General features: G+C 61.1%; 15 protein-coding genes. 6 read left to right on the forward strand and 9 right to left on the reverse strand.

Annotated features, from left to right (window positions below):
• Positions 1-12: 12 nt before the first annotated feature.
• Together C482_RS17110 and C482_RS17115 are read left to right on the forward strand one after the other, a co-directional pair.
• Complete coding sequence (locus C482_RS17110; protein WP_006169029.1) at positions 13-1,395, forward strand: HEAT repeat domain-containing protein; 1,383 nt, start codon at positions 13-15, stop codon at positions 1,393-1,395.
• 162 nt (positions 1,396-1,557) lie between these two features.
• The gene (locus C482_RS17115; protein WP_006169030.1) at positions 1,558-3,441 is read left to right on the forward strand and encodes a phospholipase D-like domain-containing protein; all 1,884 of its coding nucleotides are present in this window, start codon (positions 1,558-1,560) and stop codon (positions 3,439-3,441) included.
• A 77-nt stretch (positions 3,442-3,518) separates the two neighbouring features.
• On the opposite strand, the gene C482_RS17120 is transcribed toward C482_RS17115, so the two are convergent.
• The 6 genes from C482_RS17120 to C482_RS17145 form a co-directional block, all read right to left on the reverse strand.
• A complete protein-coding gene (locus C482_RS17120; protein WP_006169031.1) occupies positions 3,519-3,968 on the reverse strand; it encodes a metal-dependent transcriptional regulator in 450 nt (149 codons plus the stop codon).
• A 64-nt stretch (positions 3,969-4,032) separates the two neighbouring features.
• The gene (locus C482_RS17125; protein ID WP_006169032.1) at positions 4,033-4,527 is read right to left on the reverse strand and encodes a M41 family metallopeptidase; all 495 of its coding nucleotides are present in this window, start codon (positions 4,525-4,527) and stop codon (positions 4,033-4,035) included.
• A 184-nt stretch (positions 4,528-4,711) separates the two neighbouring features.
• Entirely contained in the window at positions 4,712-5,938 is a 1,227-nt protein-coding gene (gene sufD / locus C482_RS17130; RefSeq protein ID WP_006169033.1) for a Fe-S cluster assembly protein SufD, read from the reverse strand.
• A gap of 1 nt (position 5,939) precedes the next feature.
• On the reverse strand, positions 5,940-7,370 hold the full coding sequence (gene sufB / locus C482_RS17135; protein WP_006169034.1) for a Fe-S cluster assembly protein SufB: 1,431 nt from the start codon (positions 7,368-7,370) through the stop codon (positions 5,940-5,942).
• A gap of 61 nt (positions 7,371-7,431) precedes the next feature.
• On the reverse strand, positions 7,432-8,340 hold the full coding sequence (locus tag C482_RS17140) for an ABC transporter ATP-binding protein (RefSeq protein WP_006169035.1): 909 nt from the start codon (positions 8,338-8,340) through the stop codon (positions 7,432-7,434).
• A gap of 246 nt (positions 8,341-8,586) precedes the next feature.
• Positions 8,587-12,546 (reverse strand): intein-containing DNA polymerase II, encoded by a 3,960-nt coding sequence (locus C482_RS17145; protein ID WP_006169036.1) that lies wholly within the window; start codon positions 12,544-12,546, stop codon positions 8,587-8,589.
• Positions 12,547-12,715: 169 nt separating this feature from the next.
• On the opposite strand from C482_RS17145, the gene C482_RS21890 reads away from it, so the two are divergent.
• The 3 genes from C482_RS21890 (at position 12,716) to C482_RS17155 (ending at position 14,392) form a co-directional block, all read left to right on the forward strand.
• A complete protein-coding gene (locus C482_RS21890) occupies positions 12,716-12,877 on the forward strand; it encodes a DUF7331 family protein (protein ID WP_169317624.1) in 162 nt (53 codons plus the stop codon).
• Positions 12,878-13,021: 144 nt separating this feature from the next.
• Positions 13,022-13,762 carry a DUF7322 domain-containing protein gene (locus C482_RS17150; protein WP_006169046.1) on the forward strand — a complete coding sequence of 247 codons (741 nt, stop codon included), beginning with the start codon at positions 13,022-13,024 and terminating at the stop codon, positions 13,760-13,762.
• 63 nt (positions 13,763-13,825) lie between these two features.
• The gene (locus C482_RS17155; RefSeq protein WP_006169047.1) at positions 13,826-14,392 is read left to right on the forward strand and encodes a DUF7346 family protein; all 567 of its coding nucleotides are present in this window, start codon (positions 13,826-13,828) and stop codon (positions 14,390-14,392) included.
• A 106-nt stretch (positions 14,393-14,498) separates the two neighbouring features.
• Here the strand turns inward: C482_RS17155 and rad50 are convergent, their stop codons facing one another.
• From rad50 to C482_RS17170, 3 genes are all read right to left on the reverse strand, one after another.
• Complete coding sequence (gene rad50, locus C482_RS17160; protein ID WP_006169048.1) at positions 14,499-17,219, reverse strand: DNA double-strand break repair ATPase Rad50; 2,721 nt, start codon at positions 17,217-17,219, stop codon at positions 14,499-14,501.
• On the reverse strand, positions 17,216-18,637 hold the full coding sequence (gene mre11, locus C482_RS17165) for a DNA double-strand break repair protein Mre11 (RefSeq protein ID WP_006169049.1): 1,422 nt from the start codon (positions 18,635-18,637) through the stop codon (positions 17,216-17,218). The genes rad50 and mre11 overlap by 4 nt, the downstream gene beginning before the upstream one ends.
• Before the next feature lie 195 nt (positions 18,638-18,832).
• Entirely contained in the window at positions 18,833-19,105 is a 273-nt protein-coding gene (locus C482_RS17170; RefSeq protein ID WP_006169051.1) for a MarR family transcriptional regulator, read from the reverse strand.
• 249 nt (positions 19,106-19,354) lie between these two features.
• Between C482_RS17170 and pan1 the strand changes: the two genes are divergently transcribed.
• On the forward strand, positions 19,355-20,572 hold the full coding sequence (pan1, locus tag C482_RS17175; protein ID WP_006169052.1) for a proteasome-activating nucleotidase Pan1: 1,218 nt from the start codon (positions 19,355-19,357) through the stop codon (positions 20,570-20,572).
• Positions 20,573-20,787: the final 215 nt, after the last annotated feature.

The following is a 20,787-nucleotide window of genomic DNA, read 5'->3' on the forward strand; positions in this document are numbered from 1 at the left end:
GACGGTGGGAGTATGAGCGACGACGAACCGCAGGACGAAGAAGCCGAACAGGAGCCAGAACAACCCGCTGACCTCGACGCCATCGAAGCCAACCTCGAGACATTCGCAACAGACATCGAGGCACTCGAGAACGACCTCGAAGCAGCGGAGACCGAAGACGACTTAGACGTCGTCGAAGCCGACCTTGACGAATTCCGGACCGAACTCGAGTCCGTCGAGATTCCGGACCCGCCTGAGACGGACGAGGAGGACGAAGACGACGAAGATGACGAACCCGCACCCGAAGAGGAACTGCAGGACACCTACGACGACATCGAGAGCGACCTCTCGGATCTCGAGTCCGATCTGGAAGACCAGCGCGGTCCCTACGGCGAGGACGTCGTCAGCGAGATCGACGGCGTCAGCGGGACGATTACGGGCACCCGCTGGACGTTCGAGGGCGACGAAGAGCTGATCGAGGCAACCGACGCCTTCCTCGCGGACGTGAACGACCTGCTCGGTGCCAGTCTCGAACTCCCGTCCGGCCTCGAGCCCGCAAGCGGTGCCGAACTGGGCGAGAAGGGCGACGAGGAGGGCAACGTTCCCGAAAAGCTGGACGAAGCCCTCAGCGAGGCGACTGCAGCCGTCGAGGACGCCGCTCTCGATGCTGACGATGACGAGGAAACGATCGCCGGCCTCCTCGAGGCGACCGACGACTTCGAGAGCGAGGTCGACGACGCCACCGAGTGGACCGACCTCGAGGTCCGCGAACAGCTCCGCCGCGAGGGCTTTTACGATGTGCTTGAGCATATCAAGGACTTCCCACCGGAGTGGCACGCCCTCAAGGTCCACGAGAAGCGCGGTAACGTCGAGCAGATCCTGCTCGCCTACGACAGCCTCGACTCCGACTTCATGGAGAAACACTGTCTCGAGGCGCTCGAACGCATGGGTCCCGAGGAAGCAATCGATACGATGGTCCAGAAGGCCGGCCGGCGTGACGAACACGCGATCAGCATTCTCGGCAAGATCGGCGTCGCGAGCGACGAGGTCGTCGACGCGCTGGTCGACTACGTCGACTCTAATCCGGCGCTCCAGAAGCCGTCATTCCGCGCACTCGGCGAACTCGGTGCCGAGGACGCAGTCGACCCCCTCGCCCAACAGCTCGCCGCTGACGACGCAGATGTCCGTAGCTGGGCAGCCCGCGCACTCGGGATGATTGGTGACACTCGCACAATCGACCCGCTCGCAGACGTGCTCGCAGACGACGAGGAAGACCGCGTTCGTGCGAGCGCCGCCTGGGCGCTCAACCAGATCGGTACGGCCGATGCACTCGAGATCGTCGCCGAGTACGACGACGACCGAGCGTATCTCGTGCAGGCCGAAGCCGAGAACGCGAATCTCGAGCCCGTGGTCTGAGTCCGGTATCGAGTACCTACTACGACCATCACCACTTCGTTGCGCCGCTGCGTCTAATTCTGCGTTTGGGGTTTGCGTTTCGCATCCTCTTTCGCTCGACGCTCGTCACCGCACATCTCTCCGTCCCGTAGTTTAAGTACGAATACGAATCCAGACTCTCTGATGTCCAGCAGTTCGGGACGGTCGATCGCGCTCTGTACACTTCTCGTGTGTAGCCTCCTCAGTGGACTCACTGTGGGGATTTGGGGTGTCTCTGCAACTACACCGGCGTCAGTCGGTCCAGATAGTCTATCCGCGTCCACATCCGCGCCTGCGTCTCCGGCTAACGGCGTCGCCTGCCCCATTGACCGCCTCTCTCCCTCTGCACAGAACATACCACAACCCCGACTCGTCGAAGTCGCGCCCAACCCGACCACCGATCAGAACGTTGGCGAGTTCGTTGTCATCGAGACGCCGCCCGAAACCCACGTCGACAACTGGACGCTCACCGACGGCCACACGACTGCAACACTGCCCAACCAGACCGTTTCGGGGCGTACCGCGCTGAGTACGGCCCCAAACGAGACCGACCAACTGACTGACGATCCCGTCATCGAACTCGAGGGCTCGATCCGGTTCGCTGCTGACGGCGACGTACTCGAGTTGCGCAACGGTTCCACCACCGTCGACACTATTGAGTACGACCGCGCGCCGCTCGCACAGCGGTGGTATCGTGGATCGATGGCGGACAGCGACACAGTAGCCGAATCTGAAGCCGACGACAGCACCAGTGTCACCGCTGCTGACGCCAACAGCACCGAACTCACCGCCACCGACGGCCAGTGGTGGCCCCACGAGGCAACCTGTGTCCCACCAGCACAGAGCGACGTCTCGACCGCCACCGCGTTTGTCCTTCCCGACGAACCCGCCGTCCCACTCAAGACGATCCGATCCACCGAGGACCGACTCCTGCTCGCCGGCTACACGATCACGTCCAGTGAAATCGCAGACGAACTCGTCGCCGCAGCCGACCGCGGTGTCGAGGTGACCGTCCTGATCGAAGCCAGCCCCGTCGGCGGCACGCCGGCCGCGAGCGAACCGGTACTCGAGTCGCTCGTCGAAAGCGATGTCGACGTCGGCGCGACAGGCGGCGAGGGCGCTCGCTACCGGTTCCACCACCCGAAGTACGCCGTCGCGGACGACACGGTGCTCGTGACGACCGAGAACTGGGGGCCGTCGGGCGTCGGTGGCGAATCGAGTCGCGGCTGGGGCGTCCGACTCGAGGACCCCGCGCTTGCAGCCGAACTGGCGGACATTTTCGAGGCGGATTTCGACGGCTGGGACACCGTCTCCGGTGAGGCGTATCTGGCTGATACCTCGTTCGTCGAAGACGATGACGGCATTGGTGCGGATGTCTCTCCATCGTACCCGACAGAACACGATGCGGAAGGAGTCTCGACGACGAGCGTCGAGTTGCTGGTCGCGCCGGATAACGCCGAGCCCCGACTCCAGACGCTCATCGCCGACGCCGACGACGAGATTCTCCTCAAACAGGCCAGCATCGATCCAAGCCTGTCCCTACTCGAGGAGACGGTCGACGCAGCGCGTCGTGGTGTCGACGTTCGGATCCTGCTCGACTCGACGTGGTATCACGAGGACGACAACGAGGCACTAGCAGCGGATCTCGAACACATTGCAGAATCGGAAGGCCTTTCGATCGATGTTCAGTTGGTCGACGACACCGACCGGTTCGAGAAGATACACGCCAAGGGCGTCATCATCGACCGCGAAGTTGCCGTCGTCGGCAGCGCGAACTGGAACGAGAACGCCTTCGAGAACAACCGTGAGGTCATGCTCGCGCTGCACGGCTCGGAGGCAGCAACGTACTACGCGGCTGTCTTCGACGCCGACTGGGAGGGTGACTCCTGGTCGCTCTCCCTGGGAACTGTCGTCATCGTACTGCTCGCGCTCGCGTTCGCAGCGCTTGTCGGTCGGCGATACATTCGGTTCGGTGACGAGAGGGAGATCGTAAACCCGGAGGATAACTCACGGGAGCGACAGCAATGAGGGACGGCAACCGATGACGATGGTGATTGCCATGGTGATGGCGATCTGGCTCTGAGAAACGGTCAGCGTCTCGACCCTTAATCACACTGCGTCCCAGTTCCGGTTCCGGTCCCGGGACTCTCAAGTCGCTCGCAGTGATCGTGTTCGGGATCGAAGCAGTCCGGACACTCGCCCGGCCGGTCGATGATCGTATCGAGACGGTCAGCGACCGTATCGTCGATAACACTCTCTAACGCGCGCGCTTCGTCGCGGAACTCCTCAACCTCGAGGACGTTAGTGAGAAACCGCTCGATGATGCAGTACGTCTGCAGTGCATCGTGGGCGCGCTCAAGTCCCTCGTCAGTGAGCGTCGCGCCCTTGTACTTCTCGTGTTCGACGAGCCCCTTCTCCTCGAGTTTGCCGATCATTTCGTTGACGCTCGCCGGACTGACCTCAAGCAGGTCTGCGAGTGTGCCGGTCGAAGCGGGGCCCTCTTCGATCCGCTGTGCGAGATAGATCGCCTTGAGATATTGGTCTGCCGTGTTCATTGCGTCCCTCCGTCACTGCTGGTCTCGGTCCACGCGCCGGTGCGGGTAGCCGTCCGTGTTCCACTCATGCTCTTCGCTCCATGATTTCCGTTACCTCCTCGGCACCTTCCCTTTCCTCCTCGCGAAGCGTTCTGAGCGTCTCGAGGAGCCGTTCACGGTCAACGGCGAACTCGCTGTCCGAGGCCTCGATCGCCCCGATCAGGTCGTCATAAAACTTGTAGGCCGTCTCCTCGTTTGCGAGCTGATCGTAGAGCACGCCGTCTGTGTCCTCCGGCGGCCCGTACTGGGCGTCGACCAGCGCGTTGATCTCCTCGTAGGGAACCGTTTCTGCCTCGAGGTCTGCGATTAGTTTCTCGAGGCGGTCACGGTGGTCGGCGGACTCCTCAGCAGCATCGACGAGTAGCGCACGTACCTCCTCGTCGACGGCATCCCGCTCTTCCGGCGAGAGCGTCTCGAGGTGGTGGGCGGCACGCGACTCGACGACCTCCTCTAGCACGACCCCGATCTGGAGGAGTCGTGTGAGCTGTCGGTCGGTCGAGACACGCTGTCCCAGGCTCATGCTACGCCGTCAGAGCCGTGGCTACTTAATCGTCCCTACTCCGGCTCTTATTCTTGCTCTTACTCGTCTCCTTCCTCACGACCAGTCCGGCGTCGCTATCGCTGCCAGTGTTCGGTGTGGTACACGAACCGAGACACTGCAAAAACAACCGATGTAACCACGAGTGCGAAAGCGAAAAGAACCGTTAGTCGCGCTGTCGAAGACGCGCTGCGATCAGCTCTTCGAGGTCATCGCGCAGTTCATCGACGGCAATCTCCTCGAGTACCGGCACGAAGAAGCCTTCGACGAGCATGTTGCGTGCGTCACGCGGCTGGACGCCGCGCGAGGTCATGTACAGGAGGTCTTCCTGGTCGATCTGACCCACCGTGGCGCTGTGGGAGGCCTCGGTGTCGTGGTTGTTGATGATCAGCTTTGGCGAGGCGTCGGCCTCGGACTCATCAGAGAGCATGAGCGTGTTCTCACGCTGGTAGGAGCTGGTGTCCCACGCGCCGCGTCCGACGTCCTGAACGCCCTCGTAGACCGAGCGGGCGACGTCGTCGGTGACGCCGCGAGTGACGAGGTCGGCAGTCGTGTGTTCGGCGCGGTGCCAGACTCTCGCGTCAATGTCGAAGTGCTGGTCGTTGTGGCCGTAGAACGCGCCGACGATCTGGCTCTCGGAACCATCGCCGTTGAGTTCGGTCTCGACCCCGGACTTCGTCAGCTGCGTCCCGAGGTTGGCCTCGATCCAGTCGATCGTCGCGTACGTGTCGGCGTCGCCACGCTTGAGCGTGAAGTTGTAGGCCTCCTCCGAAAGGTTCTGGAGGCTGCCGTACTGGACGTTGCTGTTCTCGCCGGCGACGATTTCGACGATGCCGCTGTAGTACTGTTCATCCTGCTTCTCGCCCGTCGACTGGCGTTCGAGGATCGTCACCGAACTCGACTCCTCGGTGACGACGAGCGTGTAGTTGAACAGCGAGCGGGAGTTCTGCTCGGTTCGGATCGTCACGCCCTCGGCGTCGACGCCCTCTGGGACGTAGATGACCGTTCCGGTGCTAAACAGCGCCGTCGAGAGCGCCGTCAGGTAGTTCTCCTGGGGATCGACAACACTACCGAAGTGCTCCTTGAGGAGCTCCTCGTGCTCGTCGACGGCCTCGCTCCAGGCGAGAACCTCAGCTTCGTCCGGGCCGACTTGGTCCTTGTTCTCCGCCGCGTTCAGCGGGTCCACGAGCGACTCGTAGTCGAGTTCGTGGAGGTTCGTCCAGTCGCGACCCGGCGTCCGGATGACGTCCGGCATGTCGAGTTCGGAGAGCGCGTCGAGCGCCTCGAGACGGGTCTCGAGCAGCCACTCGGGTTCGTCCAACTCGTCGGAGATCTGGCGTACCTGTTCGTCCGTCAGATTGGCGTGTACTTCTGTGTGCGTTGCTGCGCTCATATTATCCGAGGCTTCCCTCCATCTCGAGTTCGATGAGGCGGTTGAGTTCGACCGCGTACTCGATCGGCAGTTCTTCCGTGATCGGCTCGATGAAGCCGGCGACGATCATCTTCTTGGCGTCGTCGTCGTCCAGACCGCGGCTCTGGAGGTAGAAGATATCCTCGTCTCCGATCTTGCCGACGGTTGCCTCGTGGGCAACGTCGACCTTCGACTCCTCGATCTCCATGTACGGCATGGTGTCCGAGGTGGACTCGTTGTCGAACATCAGTGCGTCACACTCGACGGCAGTGCTCGAATTCTCGGCACCGTCGGCGATGTGGACGAGGCCGCGGTAGTTGGTGCGGCCGCCGTCCTTCGAGATCGACTTGGATTCGATGGTCGAACTCGTTTCTGGCGCGTTGTGGTAGACCTTCGCACCGGTGTCGATGTCCTGACCCTCGCCCGCGAAGGCGATGGTGATGTGGGTGTCGGTCGCGCCGCGACCCTTGAGGATCGAGCACGGGTAGAGCATGGTGGCCTTCGAGCCCATGCTGCCCGAAATCCACTCCATCGTCCCGTTCTCCTCGACGATGGCGCGCTTGGTGTTCAGGTTGAACGTGTTCTTCGACCAGTTCTGGACGGTCGAGTACTGGACGTGAGCATCTTCTTCGACGAAGACTTCCACGCCGCCGCTGTGGAGGTTGTGAGCACCGTACTTCGGTGCGGAACAGCCCTCGATGTAGTGGACTTCCGAGCCCTCCTCAGCGATGATGAGCGTGTGCTCGAACTGCCCCATCCCTTCGGAGTTCATTCGGAAGTACGCTTGCACCGGCATCTCGACGGTAACGCCCTCTGGAACGTAGACGAACGAGCCGCCGGACCAGACGGCACCGTGCAGTGCAGCAAACTTGTTGTCGCTTGCCGGAACGCAGGTCGTCATGAAGTGCTCCTTGACAAGCTCAGGGTGCTCCTGGACCGCGCGGTCCATGTTCATGAAGATGACACCCTTTTCTTCCCACTGTTCCTGCATGTTCTGGTAGACGACCTCGGACTCGTACTGTGCGCCGACGCCCGAGAGCGCGTTCTTCTCGGCTTCTGGAATGCCCAGCTTGTCGAAGGTGTCTTTGATCTCGTCTGGCAGTTCCGTCCAGTCGTCGACGCCTTCGCGCTTGTCGACATCTGGGCGGATGTAGGGGACAATCTCCTCGACGTCCAGCTCGGTCAGATCCGGCTGCCCGGGCCAGTCCGTCGGCATCGGCATGTTGTGATACTGCTTGAGCGCACGCAGACGCCGCTCGAGCATCCACTCGGGCTCGTCCTTGTCGTCGGAGATCATTCGGATGACCTCCTCGGTCAGGCCCTTGCCGGACTTGACGGCGGCGTTTTGCTCCTTCTTGAACTCGAAGCGCGCCTCGGTGTCGGTTTCTTTGAGGTGATCTTGTTCGGAACTCATGATTTGTATGTAGTCGTGTTTACGGCTCTGGCGTTATTACGGTTGTTCTAGCTGAATCCGGTTACGCGGTGCCGTAGACTTCTTCGCGAACCCAGTCGTAGCCCTTGTCCTCGAGTTCCTCTGCGAGTGAGGCGTCGCCGCTCTTTGCGATCTGGCCGTCGAGCATGACGTGGACGTGATCCGGCTCGACGTAGTCGAGGATGCGCTGGTAGTGGGTAATCTGGAGAATACCGGTACCCTGCTCGTCACGAAGCGAGTTGATTCCGTTCGAGACATCCTGCAGGCGGTCGATGTCGAGCCCGGAGTCGATCTCGTCGAGAACGGCGATCGACGGCTCGAGGATTGCAGCCTGAAGAACCTCGTTCTGCTTCTTCTCACCGCCGGAGAAGCCGGCGTTGAGATAGCGTTGTGCAAAGCGCTCGTCCATGTCGAGTTCCTCCATCTTTTCCTGGAGGATCTGCTGGAACTCGGCGACGCCGACTTCGCCCTCGTCCGCTGGGCCTTCCATCGGCGAGGTCTCGAAGCCTTCCTCTTCTTCTTCGTCCTCGTCGCCTTCTTCGTCCTCAAAGAGCTCTTCGCGCTCGTCGATCTTGGCGTTGAGCGCCGTGCGGAGGAAGTTCGTCATCGTGACGCCCTCAATCTCGGCTGGGTACTGGAAGCCAAGGAAAATTCCGAGCGCAGCGCGCTCGTTCGGTTCGAGGTCGAGAATGTTCCAGCTGCGCTGGTCGTCGTCGATCTCGATCTCGTCACCGAACTCGTCCTCTTCCAGGTGGAGCAGGACCTCGCCCTCGGTGACCTCGTAGGCTGGGTGGCCGGCGATGACCTTCGCGGTCGTCGACTTCCCGGAGCCGTTCGGTCCCATCAGGGCGTGAATCTCGCCCGACTTGACCTCGAGGTTGACGCCCTCGAGGATTTTCTCGTCGCCATCTGCTACTTCTGCGTGCAGGTTGGATAGTTCGAGGCGTGCCATAGTATTCTGTCGTCTGAATCGTGGGTCGTCTGACTGATAACGGTTTCGTATTCTGGCCCTATTCGGTTTCGAACACGAAAGATAATTTTCCGGAACCGGAACCTCCGCTTGCAGGGTGCTCCCGTAGACAGGCTCACGCAGTTCCGTTCTCACGGCCTATAAAATACAAATAGAACGCGTGTCGCCTCTATCTGTGGTATTGAGACCGAGGCAGAAAGATGTGTTGGATGCTGTCAGAACCGCTGCTCACATGAAATTACTCAGACCCGTCTGCTCCTGGCCGTTCTTGACCTCTTCCCAAGAGACACCAAGTGCCTCGAGAATGCGCTCGATTGGTCCTTTCAGTGTCTTCTCTAACATCGTGTCGTAGTCAACCTCGAACTCCTCGGGGATCTGGTCCTCGTACTCGAAACAGATCACGTCTGGATCGCGCTTGAACGCGCCATAGATTGGGTCCGTTCGAGCGTCGAGACCCTCTTCCTCCTCGATTCGCTCGAAGAACGAGGGACCAATGCGGTCGAGATAGAGACGCTTTGGCTTGCTGCCGCGCTGGAAGTTGGTGCCGAGCAGCCGATTCGCGTACTTCGCGCCACGAACTTGGGCCGTATCGGTGTCGTAGTTGTCCAGTCGCTTGCCGATGCCGCCCGGAATGGCGATCTCCTCGAGTGAAATGTCTCCCTCCTGAACGTCCTCGATGACGCCGTTGACGTACTCCTTTGCGCCCTCGACGTCACCCTCTTTGACGATCATCTCGATGACTTTGTGCTGGACCTCCTTGGTGATCGGAGCGATGTCCGAGCGCTGGTACTCGAAGCCGACGATGTCGATTGTGTCGACATCCTTTCCTTCCTTCCAGGTGATGTGGCCGGCGTAACGCTTCTTCTTGCCAGCCTGGAAGAATCGCCGGTAGAGCTTCTCGAACTCGATCTGGAACCGATGGAACTCAGCATTGAGTTCGTCACGCGCGAAGTCATCGTAGCGGTCGTTGATGTACTCCTCAATTTCGAGCGATTGCTCTAAGGCCTCGTCTTCTGAGATATCAGGACCGAGTTCGAGCATGACGGAGTCCGTGTCGCCGTAGGCCACTGTGTAGTCCAGTTCGTTCGCAGCGGTCTCGGTGAACTCGATCACTTCGCGGCCAGTGGCTGTGATTGCGGATGCTGCCTCTTTGTCGTAGAGGCGGAACTGCTCCCAACCCGACACGCCGTAGAGAGATTGGCCAACGAATTGGAATTTTCCGTTTCGGCCCGCAAGTAGTGTATGGTTGTCTTCGACGGTGACGCAGTAGACACCGTTGTCGGCAGTACTCCGGGTCGAACTTCGATGCATTCGAAGCGTGTTCTTTGATCCTTCAGTCACGTAGATTCGCCACGTTCCGCTGTCACGGCTGTAGTTCGCTGTTAGACCGAGATGTGCACAAAGTCGAAGAACATCGTCCCGGAGACGGTTACTCGAGGTCGTGTACCGCCAGGAGTTCGTCTGTCGGTCACCGTCGCCGTCGATAAGTACCTCGAGGAACCGGCGCTTCTGTCGGCGACTACACTCGAAGACAAGTTCAGGTATCCGTTTCTCGAAGCTTCCATCACCGCAGCACGATGTCAGGAGATTCCCGAGGAGTTTCGACGTGACCGTGTAGGAACGATCGTCGACGTAGTAGTCGAATCCCATCTCATCGAGCAGTTCACCGATCGTCGCGTGATGATCGAGACCGCCGTCGGCAATCGGCGGTTTGTCCTGCGCCAGTTTCACTGTCGTCGCAGAGCCGCGGAAATTCTCGCCGAACTGCTTGTCTTCGGAGGTGTACACGTTCCCTTCCGTCACGAACCACGCGAGCAGGTCAAGGAACTCGTCTCCATCGTATGTCCGTGGAATCCACTTCCGTCCAGAGCCGCGATGAATGAAGCTCGTCTCACACACCTCTTCGATGTACTCTCGGTGTGCCTCGAATTCTTCGGCGGTGAAGACGTAGCCAGTTTTCCCAACGTCTGCTTTTGTCACTCGACGTGGTCTCCAGCCCAGTTCTGTGGTGAACGTATGGCCGTGAACAGATGGCCGAACCCACACCTCGTACTCACCGTCGATCAGCTCCGTCAGATCGACTGTATCGAGTTCGTTTCCGTCTGGTCCGTCCCAGTCGTGGGGTAGTTCGTAGTTCGTTGCCCGATCAAGGTCCCCGGCCTCGATGAAACTGTATTCGTCTTCAGTAATTCCGTTCGTTTCGTTCTTGCGGACGAGCATCCGATGGTTCGGCGTGACGCGGAAATCGATCTTGCTAGTCTCGATGTCGACCAGATCTCCGTCGTACTCTGGATAGGCATGGGTTTCGACGACGGGCTTTACCTCTAACGCTTCAGTCTCCGGATCAAGCGAATACACCTCGTCGGCGACCTCGAGATCAGTGATATCGCGCACGCCGTCTGGAGTCAGCACCTCCGTATCCGGCGTAAAGCAATTCATGATCACCTTCACTGCACCCTGCTGGCGGTCGTACTGCTCGTACTCGGGCGTACCGGGTTCGTGCTCGTTTCGTAGTGCCTTCTTCTCCTCGCGCTCGGCGAGGAGTTCGGTGATCATCGTCCGGTTGACGCCATCTGGTTCCTTTCGGAAGTGCGTCCCCGTTGGTGCCTCGTAGGTCTCCCCGTCGTAGGAGTCATGGTCGACCCTCGTCTCCGGCGACGCGTTGATCGTCGTCATGCACATTGGGTACAGCGACTTCAGGTCGAGTACGGTGACGTTCTCCTTGACGCCCGTGATCGGCTCGAAGACGGCTCCGCCCTCGTACTCCTCGCCGGCCTCCTGCTGGCCCTTGGAGGGGAGTGCGAACTCGCCGTAGGCCTGGTGGAGGACGTACATGTCCACCGCGTCGCCGGGCGTGGGAGCGTCCTCTAACTTGCAGCCGACGAACGAGCGCACCTCGTCCCAGAACGGGATGATCGATTGTTGACGGTCGAGTTCCACACAGAGTTCCACGTCCCGGAGGTTGTACGCGAGTAGCTGGTAAGGGTCGTCCTCCCAGAGGTCGCCGATATCGCCGGCGTAGCGCTCCTTGCCGACGCCGAGTTCGGACTCGCCGACGGCGTCCAGCCGGTAGGAGTCGAGTTCCGAGAAGACCATCCGCTGGTAGCCATAGAGCAGGTCGAAGACGACCCGTCCCTTGATATCCGGGCCGCCCCAGCCGCTGCGCCAGACTTCGTCGACCCGAGAGAGCCGGTCGATTTCGAGATCGTAGTCGTGGTGTGGTCCCTGAAGTTCCTCGAGTCGGTCGAGGAAATACGGCGCGTCGAAATCCTCGAAGTTCCACCCGGTCATGACGTCTGGATCCGTGTCCCGGACGTACTCGATGAACGCCTCGAGCATGGCTTCCTCATCGCCGAAGGCGCGAATCTCGTGGTCGATCTTGCCCTCGATCGGCTCGTAATCGGTTATTTCGTCGGGAATCTCGCCGTCGCCCTCGTCGGCCGCACAGACCCACATGATGTACTCGTCGCGGTAGGAGTCGTGGCTCGTCAGACAGACGATCGGCTCCTCGCCGTCCTCCGGGAAGCCGTGGCGGTCCTCGACCTCGATGTCGAACATCAGGACACGCGGATCGGCGTCGACATCTACGGCTTCCACTTCGTCGTGGGGAACGACGATCGAGTCGTCCTCGGCGCGTCGCTGTGGAACGCGAATGCCGCTCTGAACGTCTTTGTCGATAAGAAACCGGTTCGGGAACAGGATGTCAGCCTCGTAGTGCTCGAAGTCGTCACGGATCTGTCCCACGTCCCGCGGTGTCTGTCCGAAGATTTTGGTAAGCTTCTCACCGCGAATACTCTCGTAGGGCTCGCCGTTCTCGTCCTCTGTCTCACTACCGGTGAGCCGGTCGTACTGCTCCTCGGGCGGGCGCTCGAGTGTCTCCGTCGGTGCGTAGAAGTAGGGTCGAAAGCCGACGACCTGCACGTGCTCCAGTTCGTTCTCCGGCGTACGCCCGAAGACGTGCATGATCGGCCGCTCCTCGTCGCCGTAGCCAGCGACGGTGTAGTCGACTTGCATCACCGCGATGTCGATCGCCTCACCCTCGGGTTCCGGCAGCGTTTCCTCGACGACGTCGATCACCTCGGCCGTAGTGGTCCCGCCGTTGCCCGCGACGGCGACAGCCTCTTCGTCCGGCCGCTGTGCGGACTCGTCTGAAAACTCTGTGAGTCCGGTTTGGCCCGCCTCAGTCATGGTATCGGGCTTTGTAGCCGGTGAATAAAAACCCCTGCAATCCGGACCGAGATTCGGACACGGCACCGCTATGAACCCGATCGGTCCCGGTTCCCTCAACTGATCTGATATTGCAGGAGCAAAAAGACATATAATGTGGTAACACATAACACACGATCAGGTGACCGATATGTCCACCATACCTGACGACGCGACGGATCGTAGTGAGCCTGCAGACGCCCCCACGATCGAGTCCTACAAGACTGACGACGGCGTCGTCTTCTATGACGCCCAGAACCCGCTCGCGTGGGTTGAAACCACTCAGACACTGGTCCTCGAGGACGTTGTCTGAGCGACGACCGGCCTACACTCACGACCGATACTGACGCTCTTTCTCCCGATCACATTTCGCGGTATCCGGCCACTTGGCATCCCCAACTCAAAACCCGCACCCAAAACGCGAATCCTTTTGCGTGTGGTTGCGCTCTGCTCACCTGTGACGACTGATCGGACCGGTACCGACGACGCAGACGGCGACCGCGAGTCCGCCGACACGTCGGCCACTGACACTGACCACGATTCCGGCTCGGAGCCCGGGGCCGTCTCACCGTCCGATTCAGATACAAAGGCCCAACCCGAGTCCACTGCCAGCGACGAGACTCCACCGGGCGAGTGGGATCCCGAAGCATCGTACCGGGACTCGAGTACCGACTCGCTGACGATCCCGCAAGTGGAGACTGAGGATGCGGGGTCAACGTTCATGGACGATCTGAAGTCCGAACACGAACACGAGTTCGAGATCGACTCCGGTCCGGTGTCCGTGCCGGAGGTTTCCACGGCAGAGTCGGACGTTCCAACCGAGCTCCTGAAGGTGTTCTGGGGGATCGTGCTCGTTCTCAACGCTGCCATACTCGCGGTGGCACTTGGACTCATGTTCATGCTTTTCGAGGGCGTCTCACAGATGGCAGTCGCGCTGGTCGTCGGTGGTGCCGTCCTGTTCGGCTTCGCGTACTACCGATATCAGTCGTATCAGAACCGAACAGACGAGTTTTCAGTCGCGGATTCGGACGAGTTGGACGATGAGAGTGTCAAAGCGGGTGTCGATGGCGACGAGCGTACCGATACCGGCGATACCCCCGAAAACGGCGACGACCTTGCGGGCAGAACTGACAGCGAAGCCACCGAGGCCGAACACAGCGGCTCAAACGACGATGCCGACACCGACCGGCAATACTGACGCCGGCAAAAGTACTTCAGGGGCTGACGCCGAAGGACCGATACCGGACGACTCTGACTGACCATGACAACCGTCCAAGACGACACCGGGAAACGATACCTGCTTCTCAAGCGATCCGAGCATGCAAGCCTCGTTCGTGACCCACAGACCGGCGACGAATGCTACGTCCAGAACGACCGACTCGACACCGTCGACGCCGCCGACGAACTCGACCCGGTCGCACAGGCGGTCAGCAGTCCCGTTCGGACACTGCTTACCACTGTCCACGACGAAGCCACCCTCAGTCTGCTTATCAGCCTCGCAGACGAGGGTCCACTCGACATCCGCACGATCCTCGACAGAACCACCCTCTGTGAGAGCGATCTCCACGGCCGACTGACGATCCTCACTGGGGCCGACCTACTCGCCGAAACTGATGTTGGCGGCGAGCGCGGCTACCGACTCACCGACACCTGCGAAGCCGCACTCGAGACGATCCGGTTCGATCTGGACGAGTCGGCAGCGGCCTCCGATCCGGATATGGATATGGATATGGATGAGCCCTCGAACTCCTCGTCCGTCGCGGGTTCAACCTCCGCTTCAGCCTCGGCGTCGACCCCTGGACCAACGGGGACACTCGAGTCGAACTGATTGTGATTGCTGGGGCCAGCGTACCAACACCGCTATCTTCGGACTAAAACCCGACTCCCATGAGTCTGCGAGCTAATTTGAGAGGCCGCACTACCGCACTCGACACCTACTCAGACGCCAGCAGCGCCGCCTCTGGCGGCTCACCGCGTTCGAGCCGCGAGCGGTTTGAGGTCGCGTCCTTCTCGACACGAACCAGCGAGTCCGCCGCGCCGACGAGTTCCTGATCGTGGCTGACGACGACGATCTGTTCGACACCTAGGTCGCGCATCGACTCGACCAGCGAAACGAGTTGGGTCACGTGGCCGGAGTCGAGAAACACCGTCGGCTCGTCGAGGATCAGCGGCGGCATCGGCGCGGCACCGTCGACACCCTCCGCGAGCAGCCGGTAGATCGCACACCGCAGACTGAGGTTGAACAGCGCCCGTTCGCCGCCGGATAGCTGTTCTGGATCGAGACTCTCGCCGTCCTTCTGGTACACCGTTAGCTGGTAGTCGCCGTCCAGATCGATCGCCGCGTAGGAGTCGTTCTGGTAGACCAGTTCGAACGTCTCGTTCAACAGTCGCTCTAAGGTCTCGACGTTCTGCTGGCGCAGATCCGAGCGCAACTCGCCGTAGGTCGTCTGCAGGGTTTCGGCCTCGTCGTACAGCGACTCGAGTGTCTCGCATGTTTCTTCGACTGCGTCGAGTCGATCACGCAGGCGCTCGAGTTCGTCGAGTTTCTCCTCGACGCCGCCGACCTTCCCTTGCACGTCGTCGCGCTGTGCCTCGAGGTCGTCGAGTTTCTCCTCGACCTGCTCGATGTAGGTCTCGGCGTTCTGGCAGTCCTCGCGGGCGGCCTCGGCACGAGCGTCGTCGAACTCGCCCTCGAGTTCGCGCTTGCGGTCGCGCTTTGCCGATAGTGTTTCACGGCGCTCCTCGTTCATCTCCTGCCAGTCGGCACGGCGCTCGCGGCGCGTCTCGATCTGGCGGTCAAGCTCGGCGCACTCATCGGCGATCTCGCGCACCCGTTCCAGCGTCTGCAGCGTCTCCTTGATCTCGCTGCGCTCGCCGTTGATCTCGCCGAGTTGGACCCGAACGTCGTCGACCTCCGACTCGAGTTCCGCTGCCTCCTCGCGCTTCGTTTCGGCTTCGGACTCGAGATCGTCGGCTTCCTTGCGCAGGTTGCCACACTGCTCGCGCCGGTCGGCGATTGTCTCGCGTTTCTGGCTCAGGAGTTGCTCGACATTGTCGCGGTTGTCCTCGAGCCGTTCGACGCGGCGTTCGGCCTCCCGCAGGTCCTCGATCTGCTCGATACGGTCGTCAATCGTCTCGAGTTCGGCTGTGAGTGCTTCCCGCTCGGACTCGAGTGCCGCTGCCTCCTCGCGCTTTTCGGCGAGCACGTCGACGTGGGGCGAGTCTTCAACGGACTGGCCACACTCCGGACACTTGCCCTCCTCGAGCAGCGCTTCGGCCTCCTCGATGGCGTTCTCAATGGTCCTGAGATCGGCGGTGAGATCGTTGCGCTCGGAGACCACGTCCTCGCGGTCGGACTCGAGTGCCGCGAGCCGTGTTTTGGCCTCGCCGAACGCGACGGTCAGGTCGTCTGCTGTGTCTTTGTCTCCGCCAGCGAACCGCCCTCGAAGCGCCTCGATCTCGTCTTCGAGCTCCGAGAGCTTCTCCTCGCGGTCGTCAATCTCGGACTCCGTCGTCTCGAGTTCGCTCTCGATTTCGTCGGCATCCGTGCGCGCCTCGTCGGCCCGTGTTTCGAGGTCGTCACCCTCCTCGCGGAGCCGGTCGGCGGTCTCCGTTTTCGTCTGGATCGAGACGCGAACGTCTGCGAGGTCGTCCTGGAGCTCTTCGTCTCGCTCCTCGAGCTCGCCGATGTGATACTCGACGCTCGTCTCGGCTCCGTCCTCCGCAGCGGGGTTGACCTCGCGCTCAAGGTCGGCGAGCAGTTCGTCGCGCTCCTCGGCAAGTTCCTCACGCTCTGCTTTCCGCTCGCGAATCTCGTCTTTGGCATCCTCGCGGTCGCGCTCGGTGTCGTTGATCTTCGACTGCAACTCCTCGATCTCCTCGCCGAGCGTCTCGATCTCCTCGCGGGTCTCTTCGTGGCGCTCGAGCACCTCCTGGGCCGTTTCGAGCGTCTCCACGGCCTGGTCTCGCTGGGCCTCGTAGCGGTCTATCTGTTCCGTAAGCTCATCGCGGTCGGACTCGAGTGCGTTCAGCGTTTCGTGGAGATCCTGCTCCTCTTTTTGCTCGACCTGCGAGCGGACGTCATCGAGGACCTCCCGCTGGCCGTCGAGGACGGACTTAACCCCGAGTCGTGCATCGCTCGCGCGCTCGCGGTACTCCTCGAGTGCCCCCAGCTGGAGCAGGTCGTCGATCATGTCCTGGCGCTCGCTCGGCGAGGCGTGGATGAGTTTGTTGACCTCGCCCTGGCGGACGTACGCGCAGTTGACGAACGCCTCGGCGTCCATTCGCAGGAGTTCGGTGACCGTTTTGCGCACGTCGCGTGCGCCTTCGATGGTGTCTTCGGGCGTCTCGAGGACGCACTTGGTCGTCGTTGCGCGGTCGCCGCGCAGTTTGAGGTGGCGTTCGATGTGGTAGTCGCGGTTGTCGTGGGTAAACCAGAGTTCGACCTCCGACTCGTCCTCGCCGGTCGTAATCACGTCGTCGAGCGTGCGGTCGTCGAGCGCCTTCGAGCCGTAGAGGGCGAAGAAGACGGCCTCGAGCAGCGTCGATTTCCCGCTGCCGTTGACGCCGTGGACGACGGTGACGCCGCGCTCTAAGGTGAGGTCGGCGTCGCCGTAGCACTTGAAGTTCAGCATGCGGACGCGGTCGACTCTCATGCGAAATCACCCAGTGAGGCGTGGTCGGCGTCCCGGTCCGGCTCCGTGCCGGACTCCGCCTCGCCCGCTGTGTCACTTTCGGCTGTGTCATGCTCGGCTGTGTCACCCTCAGGATCTGTCGGGGACTCATCGTCGGCTGTGGCAGCTGCTGACGTTTCGGTGTCTTCGGTGCCTCCGGTGCCCGAGCCAGCGGCCGCCGAGAGCTGATCCGCAACCGTCGTCACATCCTCGTCCTCCGGCGCGCGCTCCGGTGCCGGCTCGAACGCAGACCGGTCGTCTTCGAGGAGGTCCCGAACGCGGCGCTCGACTGACTCCCGGACGTTCGAATCGGGCAGGTCGTCGTTGCGGACCGTCTCGTCGATACTGCGTGCGGCGTCACTGAGTCCGAGGTCGCGGATTCGGTCTCGGACGGCCGCGTCCGGGTCGGCGAAGCTCACCGAGACCTCCTCGGCCTCGTCGGGGATGTCGCGCCGGTCGTTCATCCGGGCGACGAGTGCGCCGCGGTCGAGTGCGAGTTCCTCGACGGCGGCGGGGGTGATGGGACGGCCATCGCCCTCGACGGTGACGATGACGACGGCGTCTTCGACGTCGTGCTGGCGGACGCGCTCCTGAACGCGGTCGATTCCTTCCTCCTCCTCGAGTTCGACATCGACGAAGACGAAGTCGCGGGTGTCGGTGAGCGAGCGGCGGGTGATGGCGACCTCGTCACCGCTGGCCCCCTCGGTCGTGGCCTCACTCTCGTCAGCCGCGGACTCGAACGTCACCAGATTGTAGCCTCGCGCTTCGCGTTCGCTCGCGCTCGCGCGCTCGGTCGACCCACAGTAGGTCACCCAGGTGTCGCACACCTCGGCGGTGTCTGGCTTGTGGTTGTCGCCGAGGAGGACGGCGTCGAACTCGACCGTGGCCTCTTCGAGCATTCGCTCCGTATCCCAATCGGCGTGGGCGAACGGCTCGAACAGCCCGTGGCTCACCAGCGCCGCGTGGCTTGCAGCATCGGGAACTTGCTCAAACTCGTACTCGAGTCCCTCGCGTCGCGAGCGCGGGACGAAGTCCTGGCCGTAGAAGGCGACGTTGCCGACGACTTCGGGGTTGGGGCCGAGTCGCGTTGCGAGGCCGATATCGGCGAAGAGGTCGAGCCACTGGGCGTCGCGTTTGCCCTCGTGGTTGCCGACGACGGCGAGGAAGGGGATGTCTACAGCTGCAAGCGTTCGAAGGACATCGATGGTTCCCTGAAGGTCGACCAGTCCGGGCCGGCGGTCGTGAAAGAGGTCGCCGGCGTGGATGACGGCGTCGACGTCCGCTGAAACCGCATCCTCGGCGACGTTGCGAAACGCCTTGAGGAAGTCTCGTCGGCGGGCGGGCGAGTTGTACTGCTGGTACCCGAGGTGGGTGTCGCCCGTGTGTATCACCCGTGTCATTGTCCCGTCGTTAGACAGGCGGCCCTAAAGTGGTTCCGCGACCGGAGTGAAAGTAGTCTCCGTTGAGAGATTCGCCATGAGAGATCCGCAGATGTGACTCCTCAAAAACGGTATCGCAGCGAGAGCAGCCGTCGCCCTAATTCCACCCCGATTTTCCACACGATCGCTGTCGAAAGTGACCCAGAACCCGCGAACTTAGGCGTCGATATCGAGACTGTAGAGACGCTTGCGTGCGTCTGAGAACGAAAATCGCGAGTCGACAACGTTCTCCTCGTCGAGGCGGTTCAGTGCGTACCGAACCGTCCGCGCTGGCAGCAATGTCTCGTCTGCAATCTCTTGCTGCGTCATCGTATCGTTGTACTCGAGTACCTTCGCGACTAGCTTCGCGCTTGGTGGGAGATCTCGGACATCATCCCAACTTCCTCGATCCTGTTCGGACCCCTGTCGAAACGTTTCTGACGCGCTCATCGTATACCCTTTACCAAATACGAGGTAATAATATTTTCTGTTTAGTGTAATGTCTAACAGTTATATTGGGATTTGTCACGGTTTTCGTGACAGTCAATTAGAACGGACTATCGAGTATCGAGCGGCTGATTTAGACGTCAGTCGAATTGCGTCGAGCCGGGTGTAGACGGTGAATCTGTCGGTTCCAGCGGTTGCAGGCTTGGTGGTTGACCCGAAGCCTCTTATGAGCCAACACCCAAAGGTCGGGTGATGACTGACACTGTGGACGACGTCGACCTCCCATATGACGAGGACGAGGCGTCCCAACAGGAGAAAATTCAGGCGCTCGAGGACAAGCTGGAGGTCCTCGAGTCGCAAAACGAGGAGATGCGAGACAAGCTCCTCGATGCGAACGCCGAGAACAACAAGTACCAGCAGAAGCTCGAGCGGCTCACGCACGAGAACAAGAAGCTAAAGCAGTCCCCGCTGTTCGTCGCCACCGTCCAGGAGATGACCGACGAGGGCGTCATCATCAAACAGCACGGGAACAACCAGGAAGCGCTGACCGAAGTGACTGACGAGATGCGCGAGGAGATCGAACCCGATGCCCGGGTCGCCGTCAATAACTCCCTCTCTATCGTCAAGACTCTGTCTAGCGAGACGGATGTCCGGGCCCGCGTGATGGAAGTCACCGAAAGCCCCGAGGTCAGCTACGAGGATATCGGGGGTCTCGAAGAGCAGATGCAGGAAGTTCGTGAGACCGTCGAGATGCCACTCGAGAAGCCGGAGATGTTCGACGATGTTGGCATCGATCCGCCAAGCGGCGTTTTGCTGTATGGCCCGCCGGGAACCGGGAAGACGATGCTCGCGAAGGCCGTCGCCAACCAGACCAACGCCACCTTCATCAAGATGGCTGGCTCCGAGCTGGTTCACAAGTTCATCGGTGAGGGTGCGAAACTGGTCCGTGACCTGTTCAAGGTTGCCCGCGAGCACGAGCCCGCCGTCATCTTCATCGATGAAATCGACGCTATCGCGGCCAAGCGGACGGAGTCAAAGACCTCCGGCGACGCCGAGGTCCAGCGGACGATGATGCAGTTGCTCTCCGAGATGGATGGCTTCGAGGACCGCGGCGAGATCCGCATCATCGCCGCCACCAACCGCTTCGACATGTTAGACCGTGCGATTCTCCGCCCCGGTCGCTTCGACCGTCTCATTGAGGTTCCAAAGCCGAACCAGGAGGGTCGCGAGATCATCTTCGAGATCCACACCCGCGGGATGAACGTCGCCGACGATGTCGACTTTGCCGAACTGGCTGCCGAGGCCGAGAAGGCCTCTGGTGCCGACGTCAAGGCGATCTGTACCGAAGCCGGGATGTTCGCCATCCGCGACGAACGCACCGAGATCCAGATGGAAGACTTCCTCGGCGCGTGGGAGAAGGTTCAGGCCGAATCCGACGAGACCGAAGAGGTCTCGAAGACGTTCGCCTGATTGACGCGCCTCGTTCGATCGACCGTCCGCAGTCGTCCGGTTCAATGCGATCGGTTTTTCGGGTACGCAGGCAGCCGTGTTTTCTGACTGCGCGACGTTACTCCTCCAATTGATCACTCCAACTCGAGTCCCAACGCTGTTGAAATGCGGTTCTGTGCGTGAGAGAACGGTGTAACGTTTCGAAAACGGGCGATGGTTCGGTAGAATCGAACCGA

Source organism: Natrialba chahannaoensis JCM 10990 (genome assembly GCF_000337135.1).
Lineage (GTDB): Archaea > Halobacteriota > Halobacteria > Halobacteriales > Natrialbaceae > Natrialba > Natrialba chahannaoensis.

Bases quoted from the DNA above. Each gene is read 5' to 3' on its own strand.
- C482_RS17110 (WP_006169029.1), top strand. From the start codon at position 13: ATGAGCGACGACGAACCGCAGGACGAAGAAGCCGAACAGGAGCCAGAA.
- C482_RS17115 (WP_006169030.1), top strand. From the start codon at position 1,558: ATGTCCAGCAGTTCGGGACGGTCGATCGCGCTCTGTACACTTCTCGTG.
- C482_RS17120 (WP_006169031.1), bottom strand. From the start codon at position 3,968: ATGAACACGGCAGACCAATATCTCAAGGCGATCTATCTCGCACAGCGG.
- C482_RS17125 (WP_006169032.1), bottom strand. From the start codon at position 4,527: ATGAGCCTGGGACAGCGTGTCTCGACCGACCGACAGCTCACACGACTC.
- sufD (WP_006169033.1), bottom strand. From the start codon at position 5,938: ATGAGCGCAGCAACGCACACAGAAGTACACGCCAATCTGACGGACGAA.
- sufB (WP_006169034.1), bottom strand. From the start codon at position 7,370: ATGAGTTCCGAACAAGATCACCTCAAAGAAACCGACACCGAGGCGCGC.
- C482_RS17140 (WP_006169035.1), bottom strand. From the start codon at position 8,340: ATGGCACGCCTCGAACTATCCAACCTGCACGCAGAAGTAGCAGATGGC.
- C482_RS17145 (WP_006169036.1), bottom strand. From the start codon at position 12,546: ATGACTGAGGCGGGCCAAACCGGACTCACAGAGTTTTCAGACGAGTCC.
- C482_RS21890 (WP_169317624.1), top strand. From the start codon at position 12,716: ATGTCCACCATACCTGACGACGCGACGGATCGTAGTGAGCCTGCAGAC.
- C482_RS17155 (WP_006169047.1), top strand. From the start codon at position 13,826: ATGACAACCGTCCAAGACGACACCGGGAAACGATACCTGCTTCTCAAG.
- rad50 (WP_006169048.1), bottom strand. From the start codon at position 17,219: ATGAGAGTCGACCGCGTCCGCATGCTGAACTTCAAGTGCTACGGCGAC.
- mre11 (WP_006169049.1), bottom strand. From the start codon at position 18,637: ATGACACGGGTGATACACACGGGCGACACCCACCTCGGGTACCAGCAG.
- C482_RS17170 (WP_006169051.1), bottom strand. From the start codon at position 19,105: ATGAGCGCGTCAGAAACGTTTCGACAGGGGTCCGAACAGGATCGAGGA.
- pan1 (WP_006169052.1), top strand. From the start codon at position 19,355: ATGACTGACACTGTGGACGACGTCGACCTCCCATATGACGAGGACGAG.